The 13,476-nt window shown below is 72.2% G+C and carries 12 protein-coding genes; 3 read left to right on the forward strand and 9 right to left on the reverse strand.

Translation table 11 applies throughout. From position 1 onward, the window contains the following. The first annotated feature begins 161 nt into the window (after window positions 1-161). Entirely contained in the window at window positions 162-599 is a 438-nt protein-coding gene (locus AC24HA_RS15200; protein WP_425707757.1) for a septum formation family protein, read from the forward strand. Window positions 600-715: 116 nt separating this feature from the next. Here AC24HA_RS15200 and pstB read toward each other — a convergent pair whose 3' ends face one another. The 8 genes from pstB to AC24HA_RS15240 all read right to left on the reverse strand — a co-directional run bounded on the left by pstB (window position 716) and on the right by AC24HA_RS15240 (window position 11,373). Further along, window positions 716-1,495: a phosphate ABC transporter ATP-binding protein PstB gene (gene pstB, locus AC24HA_RS15205; RefSeq protein WP_425707756.1), complete on the reverse strand. Its 780-nt coding sequence runs from the start codon at window positions 1,493-1,495 to the stop codon at window positions 716-718. Between the two features lie 90 nt (window positions 1,496-1,585). Further along, entirely contained in the window at window positions 1,586-2,812 is a 1,227-nt protein-coding gene (gene pstA / locus AC24HA_RS15210; RefSeq protein WP_425707755.1) for a phosphate ABC transporter permease PstA, read from the reverse strand. Beyond that, on the reverse strand, window positions 2,809-3,936 hold the full coding sequence (locus tag AC24HA_RS15215) for a PstC family ABC transporter permease (RefSeq protein WP_425707754.1): 1,128 nt from the start codon (window positions 3,934-3,936) through the stop codon (window positions 2,809-2,811). Before AC24HA_RS15215 ends, pstA begins: the two co-directional genes overlap by 4 nt. 141 nt (window positions 3,937-4,077) lie before the next feature. Further along, the gene (locus tag AC24HA_RS15220) at window positions 4,078-5,328 is read right to left on the reverse strand and encodes a PstS family phosphate ABC transporter substrate-binding protein (RefSeq protein WP_425707753.1); all 1,251 of its coding nucleotides are present in this window, start codon (window positions 5,326-5,328) and stop codon (window positions 4,078-4,080) included. A 469-nt stretch (window positions 5,329-5,797) separates the two neighbouring features. Then, on the reverse strand, window positions 5,798-6,778 hold the full coding sequence (locus AC24HA_RS15225; RefSeq protein WP_425707752.1) for an NUDIX hydrolase: 981 nt from the start codon (window positions 6,776-6,778) through the stop codon (window positions 5,798-5,800). Next, entirely contained in the window at window positions 6,775-9,144 is a 2,370-nt protein-coding gene (locus AC24HA_RS15230; RefSeq protein ID WP_425707751.1) for an RNA degradosome polyphosphate kinase, read from the reverse strand. The genes AC24HA_RS15225 and AC24HA_RS15230 overlap by 4 nt, the downstream gene beginning before the upstream one ends. A 476-nt stretch (window positions 9,145-9,620) precedes the next feature. Continuing rightward, window positions 9,621-10,688 carry a GNAT family N-acetyltransferase gene (locus tag AC24HA_RS15235; protein ID WP_425707750.1) on the reverse strand — a complete coding sequence of 356 codons (1,068 nt, stop codon included), beginning with the start codon at window positions 10,686-10,688 and terminating at the stop codon, window positions 9,621-9,623. Between the two features lie 40 nt (window positions 10,689-10,728). Next, complete coding sequence (locus tag AC24HA_RS15240) at window positions 10,729-11,373, reverse strand: hypothetical protein (protein ID WP_425707749.1); 645 nt, start codon at window positions 11,371-11,373, stop codon at window positions 10,729-10,731. Between the two features lie 267 nt (window positions 11,374-11,640). On the opposite strand from AC24HA_RS15240, the gene AC24HA_RS15245 reads away from it, so the two are divergent. Next, a complete protein-coding gene (locus tag AC24HA_RS15245) occupies window positions 11,641-12,462 on the forward strand; it encodes a transglutaminase-like domain-containing protein (RefSeq protein WP_425707748.1) in 822 nt (273 codons plus the stop codon). A 1-nt stretch (window position 12,463) separates the two neighbouring features. After that, window positions 12,464-13,060, forward strand: a complete 597-nt coding sequence (locus tag AC24HA_RS15250; protein ID WP_425707747.1) for an NUDIX hydrolase — start codon at window positions 12,464-12,466, stop codon at window positions 13,058-13,060. Between the two features lie 9 nt (window positions 13,061-13,069). Here the strand turns inward: AC24HA_RS15250 and AC24HA_RS15255 are convergent, their stop codons facing one another. Further along, window positions 13,070-13,468 carry a VOC family protein gene (locus tag AC24HA_RS15255; protein WP_425707746.1) on the reverse strand — a complete coding sequence of 133 codons (399 nt, stop codon included), beginning with the start codon at window positions 13,466-13,468 and terminating at the stop codon, window positions 13,070-13,072. Window positions 13,469-13,476: the final 8 nt, after the last annotated feature.

Genomic DNA, 13,476 nt, shown 5'->3' on the forward strand with positions numbered 1-13,476 from the left:
CACGAGGGGTGCGCCGACCGGCGCGAGATGGGGCGAACTGCCCGGCGCGAGATGGGGCGAACTGCCCGGCGTGCGGGGCCAGGAACGCCGGCGGTTACCGATATCCTGCCGGAGGCCTCACCGCCACCGACCTCTCCCCCTTTCCGGAAGGACCCCGATCCATGCGTGCCATCCACGCCCGCCGAGCGGCCGCCGTCGCCGCCGCGGCCCTCGCCGTCCCGTTCCTCGCCGCCTGCGGCTCCACGGTTCAGCAGTTCGAGGTCGGCGAGTGCCTCGACCTGTCCGATGCGACCGGCGGCACCGTCTCCGAGATCCCCACGATCGACTGCGAGGACCCGCACACGGGCGAGGTCTACTACGTCCACACCTTCGCGGACGGCGACTTCCCCGGGGAGTCGCAGGTCGCGACCGAGCTCGAGACGGCATGCGCGGACGAGTTCGAGGGCTACGTCGGCACCGACTACGCCTCCAGCCAGTACATGGTCCAGCTCCTCACCCCGACCACGGAGACCTGGGACGAGGCCGACGACCGCGACGGCATCTGCATCCTCTCCACGAGCGAGGACACGACCGGCTCCGCCCAGGGCTCGGCGAGCTGACGACGAGGTAGCGCAGCGCGAACGGCGCCGCACCCACGAGGGGTGCGGCGCCGTCGTCGGGCAGGGCCGTTCGCGCGACCGCGCTCGGTGCGGGGACCGGCTGGGGTGGTGCCTGCTCAGCCGAACCGGCCGGACACGTAGTCCGACGTCTGCTGGTTGGCGGGGTTCTGGAAGATCGTCTCGGTGACGTCGTACTCGATGAGGCGGCCGGGCTTGCCGGTGCCCTGGATGTTGAAGAAGCCCGTCTTGTCCGACACGCGTGCGGCCTGCTGCATGTTGTGCGTGACGATGACGATCGTGTAGTTCTCCTTCAGCTCGGCGATGAGGTCCTCGATCGCGAGCGTGGAGATCGGGTCGAGCGCCGAGCACGGCTCGTCCATCAGCAGGACCTCAGGCTTGACCGCGATGGCGCGGGCGATGCACAGGCGCTGCTGCTGGCCGCCCGAGAGCGACGAGCCCGGGCGGGCCAGGCGGTCCTTGACCTCGTTCCACAGGTTCGCTCCGCGCAGGGAGCGCTCGACGAGTGCCTCGGCGTCGGACTTGGAGATCCGGCGGTTGTTCAGTCGCACACCCGCCAGCACGTTGTCCGCGATCGACATCGTGGGGAACGGGTTGGGCCGCTGGAACACCATGCCGACCATGCCGCGCACGTCCACGGGGTCCACGCCCGGGCCGTAGAGGTTCTGGCCGTCGACGTTGACCTCACCGTCGACGTACGCGCCGGGGATGACCTCGTGCATGCGGTTGAGCGTGCGGAGGAACGTCGACTTCCCGCAGCCGGACGGGCCGATGAGGGCCGTGACCGAGCGGGGCTCGATGGTGACGGTGACGTCCTCCACCGCCTTGAAGGAGCCGTAGAAGATGTTGAGGTCCTTGACCTCGATGCGCTTGGACACGCGGTCAGATCCTTCCGTGGGGGGCCGGGCCGTTGACGGCGCGGTCGGTGCTGGTGCCGGTGGTGGCGGGTGAGAGCGTCATGGTGCCGCTCACTTCTCGCCCTTGGGGGCGAACATCGCCGCCACGAACCGGGCGATGAGGTTGAAGACGAGGACGATGAAGATGAGGACGAGCGCGCCGCCCCACGAGGCCTCGAAGTCGCCGGTGCGGAACGTGTTGTAGACGTACACGGGCAGCGTCATCATGTAGTTGTCGAACGGGTTGTAGTTGAACACGTCCGTCGACATCGCGGTGATCATCAGCGGGGCCGACTCACCGATCACGCGGGCGACGGCGATGACCACGCCCGAGATGATGCCCGCCACCGACGTGCGGAGCACGACCTTGACGATGGTGAGCCACTTCGGCACGCCCAGCGCGTAGGACGCCTCGCGCAGCTCGTTGGGCACGAGCCGGAGCATCTCCTCGGTGTTGCGCACGACGATCGGCGTCATGAGCACGAGGAGCGCGACGGCACCCATCGCACCCGAGCGGTACGCCGGGGCGCTGTCGAACCCGAGCTGGCCCATGATCATCGTCAGCATGGCAACGGCGAACAGACCCGCGACGATCGACGGGATGCCGGTCATGATGTCGACGAGGAAGGTGACGGCGCGGGCGAACGGACCCTTGCCGTACTCGACGAGGTAGATCGCGGTGAAGATGCCCAGCGGGATCGCGGCCGCGGCCGTGAGCAGGGTGACGTAGAACGTCCCGACGATCGCGTGGCCGAGACCGGTCTCCACCGTCTCGACCGACGCGCCCACGTTGTTGTGCGTGAGAAAGCTCCAGGAGATCGCCTCCCAGCCCTGCTGCACGGACGTCCACAGCAGCGAGATCAGCGGCAGGAGGGCGACGAGGAACGCGCCGGTGATGACGGTCGTCGCCACCCGGTCGCCGCCGTAGCGACGCCCCTCGTAGAGGTAGGCGACGACGATCATGACGAGGACGTACGTGACGACGGCGTAGAGCCCGATCGTCAGGAGCGGGAGCGAGTACTGCGCCTCACGATCCGGGTCCGACCAGGTCTCGACGGCGGGTGCGAACGTGTCCGTCCGCATGCCGAAGAAGATGCCGACCGCCAGCGCGAACGCGATGACGACCCACTGCACCCACCACGGCAGGCGGCGGCCGTGGCTGCGGATGGAGGGGCCGCCGGACGGGACCGGCGGACCGTCGCCGACCCGCTTGCCGAGCGCCGCCCCGGCGTTGGTCGTCAGCTGCTCGTTGGCTGCTCCCCCGCTCCCGACGGGTCCGGTGCTGTCGGTGTCGCTCATGCGTTGGCTCCCGAGAACTCGGCGTACCGGGCGACGATGGCCCGGGAGATGTAGTTGACGACGAACGTCAGGATGAAGAGCATCAGGCCGATCGCGATGAGGACGTCCTGGCCGGCGACCGGGTCACCGGTCGCGTGCGCCTCGGGGAAGGACAGCGCGATCTGCGAGGCGATCGTCGCGTGCTGCCCGGGGGACATGAGCCAGAAGTTCACGGCGAGGCCCGGCGAGAGGACCATGAGCAGCGCCATCGTCTCGCCGAGCGCCCGGCCCAGGCCGAGCATCGAGGCGGACACCATGCCGGAGCGGCCGAACGGCAGCACCGTCTGCTTGATCATCTCCCAGCGCGTGGCGCCCAGCGCGAGCGAGGCCTCCTCCTGCAGGCGCGGGGTCTGCAGGAAGACCTCGCGGCACAGGGAGGTGATGATCGGCAGGATCATGATCGCGAGGACGAGCCCGCCCATGAGGATGTTGCGGGCCGGCGGGGTGAAGTCGAACAGGAACGGCGACAGCGGCCACCACTCGAAGTTCTCGGCCATGTAGCTGAGGCCGGGGATGCCGCCGTACCACTGCTCGGGGTCCTGTCCGGCGTCGGCGTCACCCCAGTTGCCGGCGATGAGCTCGAGCACGGGCGTGAACGTCTCGGACACCCAGGTGAAGGCGGGGCGCAGCAGCGGCTCGAGCAGGCGCATGCCCCACAGGCCGAAGACGACCGAGGGGATGGCGGCGAGCAGGTCGATGACGTAGCCGAGCGCGGACGCCATGCGGCGCGGGGCGTAGTGCGAGATGAACAGCGAGATGGCGATCGCGAACGGCACCGCGATGATGAGCGCGAGGACCGAGGCGAGCAGCGTGCCGAAGATCGTGATGCCGGCGTAGGCCCAGAAGCCGTTGCCGCTCGTGAACGGTGCCGCGGCGGCCACGTCCTCCGAGCTGGAGGTCAGCGCGGGGATCGACTGCAGGAGCAGGAAGAGCGCGACCGCTCCGAGGACCGCGACGATGACTGCGCCGGCGCCGAAGGAGATGCCGGTGAAGACGCGGTCGCCGGTGCGGACCCTGCCCCGGGTGACGCGTCGGTCCGGGGGGCGGTTGTCCGTGGGTTCGGAGGTCTTGACAGGTTCTGACACGCGAGGCTCCAGTCGCCGTGGCGGTGGGGTGGGCCGGCCGCGTCCGGCCCGGGGGGACCTGACGGGCCCGATCGTACGGGGAACGCGCGCCGACGGTCCGGCCCCGACCGGGGCCGGACCGTCGGCGTGGTCAGGCGTGCGTCAGCCGGCCGAGATCTGCTCGATCGCCGCGTTGACGTCGCCGCGGAGCTCGTCCGAGATCGGCGCGACACCGAACGCCTCGGCGGCCTCCTGGCCCTCCGCGGACGCGATGTAGGCGAGGAAGCCCTGGACGTTGGCGGCCTCGGTCTCGTCCTCGTACACCGTGCAGGCGACGTGGTACGAGATCTGGACGACCGGGTAGGCGCCCTCGATCGAGCCGTCGCGCTGGAGCGCGACGGTCAGCCGCGTGTCGCTCGCACCCTCGGCCGGCTCCGAGCCGTCGACGATGGCCGTGGCGGCCTCGGCCGAGTACTCGACGAACTCGCCGTCGGCGAGGCCGATGGACGCGGCGCCAAGGTCACCGATCTGCGACGCGTCGGCGTACGTGATCGCGCCCTCCGTGCCGGTGACGAGCTGGACGACGCCCGAGGTCGCCTGAGCCGACTGCGTGCCGTCGACCGGCCACACGTCGGACGGCTCGTGCTCCCAGCCCGAGCCCGACTCGTCCAGCCACTGCTGGAAGTTCTCCGTGGTGCCGGAGTCGTCCGAGCGGTTGACCGGGATGATCGGCAGCGCGGGGAGGTCGGCGTCCGGGTTGTCGGCCACGATCTCCTCGGCGTCCCAGGAGGTGATGTCGCCGTTGAAGATGCCGGCGACGTTCTCCGGGGTGAGGTTGAGCGTGTCGACGCCCGGGAGGTTGAAGGCGATCGCGATCGGCGAGACGTAGGTCGGCAGCTCGACGATCGGGTTGCCGCCGCAGCGCTCCTCGGCGGCGGCGAGCTCGTCGCCCTCGAAGTAGGAGTCGGTGCCGATGAAGGAGACCTGGCCTCCGACGAACTGCTCGCGGCCCGTGCCGGAGCCCGTGGCGTTGTAGTTGACCGTGACGTCGGACAGCTGCCCGAACTGGTCACGCCACGCCTGCATCCCGTTCTCCTGCGAGGAGGCGCCCGAGCCGTTGAGCGTGCCCGAGAGCGAGGCGTAGTCGATGCCGAGGTCCTGGGCGCCGGACGCACCGGCGTCACCCCCGGCCTCGTCGGACTCGGTCTCGGACGGCGACTCTGCGCCGGCGTCCTCGGAGTCGGTCTCCTCGGAGTCGGACTCCTCGGTGTCCTCCTCCTCCGAGGTCTGCTCCTCCGAGGTCTCCTCCTCGGTGGTGGGCTCGGCGTCGTCACCGCCACAGGCGGCGAGGGTCATGGCGACAGCGCCGACGGCGGCCAGGCCGGCCAGACGGCGGGAACCAGCAAGCTTCACGGTATTTCCATCCTCTACATGTGGAGTCCGGTTCGGGAAAAGCCCGACCACGTGGGGACGTTAGGGACCGAGGGTGTACGGACATCACGCCGGAGGTGAACAATCGGTGAACTGCCCTAGTCACGTCAGTCACAGCTTGACCACGGGTCGCGGGAGGACCGGGGCTTTTCGGACGCATGACGTTGGGATCGGGGCCCCTTCGCCGTTCGGGCCACATGCCGCGTGACGGCCGGGCAGACCTGCGCGGACGTCCACCGCGGGTGGCGGCCCGGCGCAGTGCCGGGGGTCGCCGGTGTGGCGGTTCGGGCGCGCGATCGCACTCCGTCAGGGGGCGCGGCGCTCACTCGCCGGGCGGACGTCCGCTCGGTGGTCGAGACGGGCGCACGTCCTCTCACCCGTCGACCCGGTCGGAGGTCCGCTCGGTCGTCCTGCCGGTCGGAGGTCCTCCCGGTCGTCGGAGAGTGGGGGCTCAGTCGTCCTCGACGGCGCGGACCCGCTCCACCGCGACGACGGCGGGGCCGTGCTTGGCACGCCGCGCGCAGTGCACCACGAGCATCTCCCCCGTGCGCAGGAACGGGTCCCTCGTCGGCACGGTCTTGCGCAGCCGGTTCGGCGCCCGGTCGAGCAGCGTCGCGACGACCGTGGGCAGCACCGGCCGGTGGGTGCAGATCGCGGTCGGACTGGTCGGGCGGCGCAGGGCGGCGTCCACCAGGGCACGCACGGGTCGCTTGCGCTTCGCATGGGCGGTCTCGGTCAGCTCGTCGTGCAGCTCGACCTCGATCCCGCCGCGCTCCGCGTACGGGGTGAGGGTGGCTCGGCAGCGCTCCCACGGGGAGCTGACGAGGTGCTCGACCCCGTAGGCCGACAGCAGCGAGCCCATCCCCACGGCCTGGACCGCACCGCCCGCGGTGAGCGGGCGGGTCTCCTCGTCACCCTTCCAGGCGCTGCGGGAGCGCGCGCGGGCGTGTCGCACGAGCAGCACGGTCCAGGTGTCGAGCCGGGAGTCCTTCCACTGGTCCACGAGCTGGCCGAGGATCTCGCGATCCTCGTCGTGCCCGAGCTCGCGCCCCGCCTCGCGCACCTCCATCCACCCGACGCGGTCGATCTCCGTGGCGAGCGCCGCCGGCGGGACCCGGCGCACGCGGGACCAGGCGCCGTCGGGCGTGTCCGCCGAGGCGGCCCAGTAGCTCACGTGCTTGCGCCCGCCACCCGGGAGCCGGTAGCGCACCACCCCGAGCGGCTGTCCGACGACGACCGTCTCCCCGGTCTCCTCCGCCACCTCGCGGACCGCGCACTCCTGCAACGTCTCGTGCGGGTCGAGGTGTCCCTTGGGGAACCCCCACTCGCGGTGGCGCGGGGAGTGGACGAGCAGGACCTCGAGCTTCTTGTCCCGCACGCGCCACACGACCAGGCCCGCGGCGCGGACGATCTTCTGCCCGGACCTGCTCACCTCGAGCTCGCGACCCGCCGTCGCGCCTGGCGCATGTGGAGCTGCTGCACGTCGCGCAGCCGGTTGCCCTCGGCGTCGTACGCGACCCGGGTCCAGCCGTCGGGGCCGAGCCGCCAGGAGGCCGTGTCGTCGGAGGCCGCGAGGTCGACGATCTCGATCAGCCGCTCCCGCTGGCCCGGGTCGACGATGCGGATGAGGGCCTCGACGCGGCGGTCGAGGTTGCGGTGCATGAGGTCGGCGGAGCCGATCCACACCTGCGGGTCGCCGTCGCCCCCGAACGCGAAGATCCGGGAGTGCTCGAGGAAGCGACCGAGGATCGAGCGCACCCGCAGGTTCGCCCCCGTGCCCGGCAGCCCGACCTTGATGGCGCAGATGCCGCGCACGACCACGTCGACCGGCACACCCGCGCGGCTGGCCCGGTACAGGCCGTCGATGAGGCGCTCGTCGACGATGGAGTTGACCTTGATCTTGATCCACGCCGGGCGCCCGGCCTCGTGGTGGGCGATCTCGCGCTCGATGCCCTCGAGCAGGCCCGGGCGGATGTCGCGCGGCGCCACGAGCAGCCGGTGGTAGCTGGTGCTCGGCGCGTACCCGGACAGCTGGTTGAACAGCCGGGTGAGGTCCTGCCCGACGTCGCGGTGGCAGGTGAACATGCCGATGTCCTCGTAGCCGCGCGCCGTCTTCGGGTGGTAGTTGCCGGTCCCCACGTGGCAGTAGCGGCGCAGGCCGTCGGCCTCCTGGCGGACGACCATCGACAGCTTGCAGTGCGTCTTGAGGCCGACGATCCCGTAGACCACGTGGACGCCGGACTCCTCGAGCTTGCGCGCCCACTCGATGTTGGCCTGCTCGTCGAAGCGGGCCTTGATCTCGACGATCGCGAGGACCTGCTTGCCGGCCTCGGCCGCGGCGATGAGCGCGTCGACGATCGGGGAGTCGCCCGAGGTGCGGTACAGCGTCTGCTTGATGGCCAGGACCTTGGGGTCGGCCGCCGCCTGCTGGAGGAACTGCTGGACCGACGTGGAGAACGAGTCGTAGGGGTGGTGCAGCAGGACGTCGCGCTCGCGGATCGCGGCGAAGATGTCGGTCGGGTTGGCCGACTCGACCTTCGCCAGGCCGGCGGCGGTCACCGGCACGTACTTCTTGAACTTCAGGTGCGGCCGGTCGAGGTCGTGGATGACGTTGAGCCCGGTGAGGTCGAGGGGGGCCGGGAGCCGGTAGATCTCGTGCTCGCCGATGCCCAGCTCGCGGGCCAGGAGGTCGAGCACCCGCTCGGAGATGTGCTCCTCGACCTCGAGCCGGACGGCCGCACCGAACCGGCGCCGCGAGAGCTCCTTCTCCAGCGCCTGGAGGAGGTTCTCGGCGTCGTCCTCCTCGACCTCGAGATCCTCGTTGCGGGTGACGCGGAACGTGTGGTGCTCGACGATCTCCATGCCCGGGAACAGGGCGTCGAGGTGCTGGCCGATGATCTCCTCGAGCGGGACGTAGGAGGTGCGCCCGCCCGCGTCCTCCGGGACGTCCTCGGGCCGGTAGGGGCGCCCCTCGGCGTCGACGGCGATGAAGCGCGGGAGGAGCGCGGGTACCTTGACGCGGGCGAAGTGCTCCGTGCCGGTGGTGGGGTTGCGGACGAGGACCGCGAGGTTGAGCGAGAGCCCCGAGATGTAGGGGAACGGGTGGGCGGGGTCGACGGCCAGCGGCGTGAGCACCGGGAAGATCTGGGTGCGGAAGAACTTGTGCAGGCGCTCCTTCTCGCTGTCCGCGAGCTCGCCCCAGTGGAGGATGTCGATGCCCTCCTCGGCGAGCTTGGGCTGCACGTCGTCGAGGAAGACCTTCGCGTGGCGGGCCATCAGCTCCTGCGCCGAGGTCCCGATCCGGTCGAGCACCTGGCGTGGGCCGAGACCGGACGCGCCGGGAACCGCCATGCCCGTGCTGATCCGGCGCTTGAGGCCGGCGACGCGGACCATGAAGTACTCGTCCAGGTTCGAGGCGAAGATCCCGAGGAACCACGCGCGCTCGAGGATGGGCAGGTCCTGGTCCTCGGCCTGCTCGAGGACGCGCTGGTTGAACGCGAGCCAGCTGAGCTCACGGTCGGCGAAGCGGTCGTCGGGCAGGTCGTCGGGCTCCTCCGGCTCTCCCGACCCCTCGTCCGCGCCGCCGCCCTGGATGACGTAGGTCGGCGGGCCGGCCGCGGTGGTGGCGGCGCCCTCGGTGGCTCGCTCGTCGTCGGTGCCCTCCCGGCCGGGGTCCGGCTCCATCGGCGTCGGCTCTGCGACCAGCTTCCGCACGGCTCGCGCCTCGGCGTCCTCGCGGTCCTCGTGCAGGTCGGGAGCGTGCTCGTCGGTGCCGTGCGGAGCGGAGGAAGAGCTCATGCGGACATCCAACCACCTGTCACGGGGCCACCGGGTCCGCGTGCGCTGTGGGCTCGACTCATCGGCAGCGGGATCGGTGTTGGATCGCGCCCGGCCTCACGCCTGCACGCCTGCACGCACGCCCGCCCGCACGCCCGCACGCCCGCACGCCCGCACGCCGAGGACACAGGATGTGCGTCGAGGACGCGGGGTACGTGCCGAGGGCGCGGGGTACGTGCCGAGAGGACTGACGCCGGGGGTCCGCTCGGCACCTCGCTCGTGTCCTCGGCAAGAACCCGCGTCCTCGGCGCGCGGTGGGGCAGCTGTGACTCTCCAGCGGGGGACCCGGCGCCGACCTGGACCCGACGGCCCCGCCCCAACGCCGACCTGGACCACTCCAGCCCGACCTCGACCGGTCCGGCTCGAACTGGACCGCTGCACGGTCAGGATCGGCGCACAAGAGTCCAGCTCGACGCGGTGACGCCCCGACGGCCGGCTCAGGCGTACTGGCTGTGCCGCTCGACGACGTCGAAGCCCTGCCTCTCGTAGGTCGCCAGCGCCGGCGCGTTGTCGCCCTCGACATAGAGGTCGACCGCGGTCCGCCCCCGCGCCGCCACCTCGGCCAGGCCGACGGCGGTCAGGCCGCGCCCGAGTCCTCGCCCCTGCGCGACCGGGTCGACGCCGAGCACGTACAGCTCGGCCTCACCGTCGTCGCCGGGCTTCATCCAGATGAACCCGACCGGGTCGTCGGCCGCGCGGGCCGGCCCGTTCTCGTCCGCGACCTGCGGGTCGTCGTCCTCGTCCGTGCCCGGGTCGTCGGCCGTGCGCACCGGTCCGTTCTCGTCCGTGCCCGGCTCGTCGAACGCGAGGAGGAGCAGCTCGGGATCGAACCAGGGCTGGCCGAGTCGCTCGTCGAGGTCGGCGCGCGTCATCCGCCCCTGCTCCGGGTGCGTGGCGAACGCGCGCGCGTTGACCCGCAGCCAGGCCTCGGCGTGCCGTCCGACGTCGAAGGTCTCGATCCGCACGCCCGCGGGTGCGCCCGGCACCGGGCCGGGCGCGACGCGCGCCCCCATCCGCAGCAGCTCCCGGACCCGGTCGAGACCGAGCGCGGCCGCGAGCGCCTGCGCTCCCGGGAGATCGCCGTGGGCCCACACGGCCAGGCGGTCCTCCGCGCCGCCCGCGGGGGCGCCGGTCGATCCGCCGCCGGCGTCGGCGTCGGCATCGGCATCGGCATCGGTCGATCCGCCGGCAGCGTCCGGCTCCACCCCACCCGTCGGGCGCCCGAGCTCCCGGGCGGCGATCAGCAGCTCCCGGCCGATCCCGCGCCGCCGCGCGGCCGAGGCCACGACGAGCTCCCCGGAGCCGTCGGCCACCTGGGCATACCCGACCAGGGCGCCGTCCTCGTCGGTGACGAGGAGGTGGCTGGCGGACCGGGCCGATCCGGGCTCGAGGCGGAGCAGGGTCTGCTCGTCGAGCGGGGCGACGCCGTCCGCCCGCTCGGCCTCGGCGGCGAGCGCCCGCACGGCGTCGGCCTCCTCGTGCGTCAGGTGCTGCGCGGTGCGCATCGGTCGATCTCCTCTCCGGGTGGGTACGTGAGCGGTGGCCTCAGTCGAGCTGCCCGCTGCCGTGCAGGGTGGCGGCGGCCTCGAGGTCCTCCGCCGTGGTCAGCAGCCCGCCGGCCCGGCGCGTGATCTCGAAGGCGAGGTCCGTGCCGTCGCCCTCGGCCTCCTCGTGGTCCGCGTGGAGCGCGGAGCCCGTCGCGAGCACGCGCAGGAAGGCGGCAGCCCGGTCGAGAGCTACGGCGAGGTCCCCGGAGTACACGCCGGACAGCACCTTGTCGACGACGCCGACCACGTCGTCCGGCCCGTTCGGCGCGGCGACCCCCGCGACGGCGCCCGCCACCTCGGCGCGGGTGAGGCCCTCGCGGTAGCGGGCGGCGACGGTGCCCGGGTCGCGGCGGACCCACTCGCGCAGCAGGTACAGGCGCCACAGGGCGCCGGGCAGCGTGGCCGCCGGGCTGCGCGACCAGAGCTCGGCGATGGTGTCCAGCCCCTCGGAGTCCACGAGCGTGACCAGGCGGTCGAGCAGGTCGGGGTCGGTGCCCGAGTCGCGTCGTCCGCCGTCGACGATGAGCCGGGCGGTCGTGTGGGCGAGCTCGGATCTCGTGGCCGGGTCCTCGTCGCCCTCGATGCCCTCCGCCACGGCGGGGTCGAGCATCGCGGGCCGGCGGGGTCGTCGTGGTTCGTTCATGTCGACCTCCTTCGGCGTGCCCGGGGGTGGCCGGGCGACGGGCGTCCGGCACGGCACCGGGCGGCGGTCGGTCCATTGTCTCCCACGGGGGCCGTCCGGGCCTACGCGGTGCGCCGAGGGCGTCGTCCGGGACCACCGGTGGTGAGGTCGTGCCATGACTGGCGAGGTCGTGATTCGCAAGCACGGCCTCGCCGCCTCGCGCACGATCTCACCGCGTCGTGCACCTCACTGCGTGAACCACCTCGCCGGGCACCTACGCTGATCTGCGTGCTGCGCACCGTCACCTCCCACCTCCAGATGACCACCCGCCGGGGTGCGTCCCGCCTCGCGTTCCTCGTCGCGGTCGCCCGTCAGCCCGGCCTCGACATCGACGAGCGCCTCGTCTGCCGACTCGGCGACGCCGAGCTCGAGCTCATCGAGTTCGTCGGCGCGCACGGCGCCGTCACGCACGTCCTCGACCTCGGCGAGGACACCGAGCTCGGCGTGCCGCTGACCCTGGACTACGAGGCCCGCGTGAGCGGCAGCGGCGACCTCGGCGAGATGGACGAGCCCGCCGAGCTCCTCGCCTACCTACGGCCCTCGCGCTACGCGGAGTCCGACCGGCTGTTCCGGCTCGCGCACGCGGAGTTCGGCGGCCTGCGCGGCCTGGAGCTCGTCCGGGCCGTCGAGGCGTGGGTGTTCGACTCGCTCGCCTATGTGCGAGACTCCTCCCGACCGACGGACGGGGCGGTCGAGACCATGCTCGCCCGCCAGGGAGTGTGCCGGGACTACGCCCACCTCGTGGTCGCCCTGCTGCGGGCGCTGGACGTGCCCGCGCGCGTGACGTCGGTGTACGCGCCGGGTCTGTCCCCGATGGACTTCCACGCCGTCGCCGAGGCCTGGCACGAGAACCGTTGGCACGCGATCGACGCGACCCGGCTCGCGCCCCGGCAGTCGCTCCTGCGGATCTCGACCGGGCGCGACGCGGCGGACAACGCCTTCCTCACCTCGCACGGCGCCGGCATCCGCTTCCAGACGCTGCAGGTCTCCGCGGTCGTGGACGGCGACCTGCCGGTCGACGACCGCACCGAGCTCGTCCAGATCGCCTGACGTGGGCACCCCGGACTTCGTTCTCGAGCTGCGCCGGCACGTCGGCCATGCCCTGCTGTGGATGACGGCCACGTCGGCGGTGGTCGTGCGCGACCGTGCGCACCGACCTCCTCCCATGCCCTCCCCCGACGACGCCGCGGCCACGCCCGGGACGCCCGGCCCGCGGCGCGAGGTGCTGCTCGTCCGGCGCGCCGACAACGGCCGGTGGACGCCGGTGACCGGGATCGTCGACCCGGGCGAGCAGGTGGCGGACGCCGCTGTCCGGGAGGTCCTCGAGGAGACCGGCGTGCGGGCGCGCGCCGTGCGGCTCGTCCGCCTGCACACGTTGGAGCCGATCACCTATGCGAACGGGGACGTCGCGCAGTACGTCGACGCGACGTTCCGGTGCGAGTGGGTCGCCGGCGAGCCGTACCCGGCCGACGGGGAGAACACCGAGGCGCGCTGGTTCGACCTGGACGAGCTGCCCGAGATGGGCGAGGAGATGCGCGTCCGCATCGACGCCGCGCTCACGCCCGAGCGGCCGGCGCGGTTCACCGGCGGGGACGCCCCCGCACCGCACCGGGGCTCCCCTGGCGAGGACGCCCCCGGCCCGCACTGACGACTCCCCTCAGTGGCGCCCGGACCAGTGCGGGCTGTGCATGAGGCCGAGGACGTTGCCGAACGGGTCCACCACCGATGCCGTGACGAACCCGTGCCCGCGCACGATCAGCGGCTCGTGGGTCGTGGCACCGTGCGCGAGCAGGTCGGCCAGGGTGGCCTCGACGTCGTCGACGTGCCAGTACGTGGTCGACGTGCCAGGGCCGCTCGCGCCGGGCGCGTAGGAGCGGTCCATGAGGCCGAGCTCGTCCTCGTCGGGCCCGATCCGGAACTCGACGTAGGCGGCCGGCCCGCTCTCCGGGCGCCGGAAGTAGGGGTCGACGCCGAGGAGATCCGCGTACCAACGTGCTGCGGAGTCGACGTCCTCGGCGGTGAGGACCATCGTGGTGAGGCCGTTGAGCGTGTTCATCGTCGTGC

The organism is Georgenia sp. Z1491, from assembly GCF_057652395.1.

Bases quoted from the DNA above. Each gene is read 5' to 3' on its own strand.
- AC24HA_RS15240 (WP_425707749.1), bottom strand. From the start codon at position 11,373: ATGAACGAACCACGACGACCCCGCCGGCCCGCGATGCTCGACCCCGCC.
- pstA (WP_425707755.1), bottom strand. From the start codon at position 2,812: ATGAGCGACACCGACAGCACCGGACCCGTCGGGAGCGGGGGAGCAGCC.
- AC24HA_RS15200 (WP_425707757.1), top strand. From the start codon at position 162: ATGCGTGCCATCCACGCCCGCCGAGCGGCCGCCGTCGCCGCCGCGGCC.
- AC24HA_RS15235 (WP_425707750.1), bottom strand. From the start codon at position 10,688: ATGCGCACCGCGCAGCACCTGACGCACGAGGAGGCCGACGCCGTGCGG.
- AC24HA_RS15255 (WP_425707746.1), bottom strand. From the start codon at position 13,468: ATGAACACGCTCAACGGCCTCACCACGATGGTCCTCACCGCCGAGGAC.
- AC24HA_RS15230 (WP_425707751.1), bottom strand. From the start codon at position 9,144: ATGAGCTCTTCCTCCGCTCCGCACGGCACCGACGAGCACGCTCCCGAC.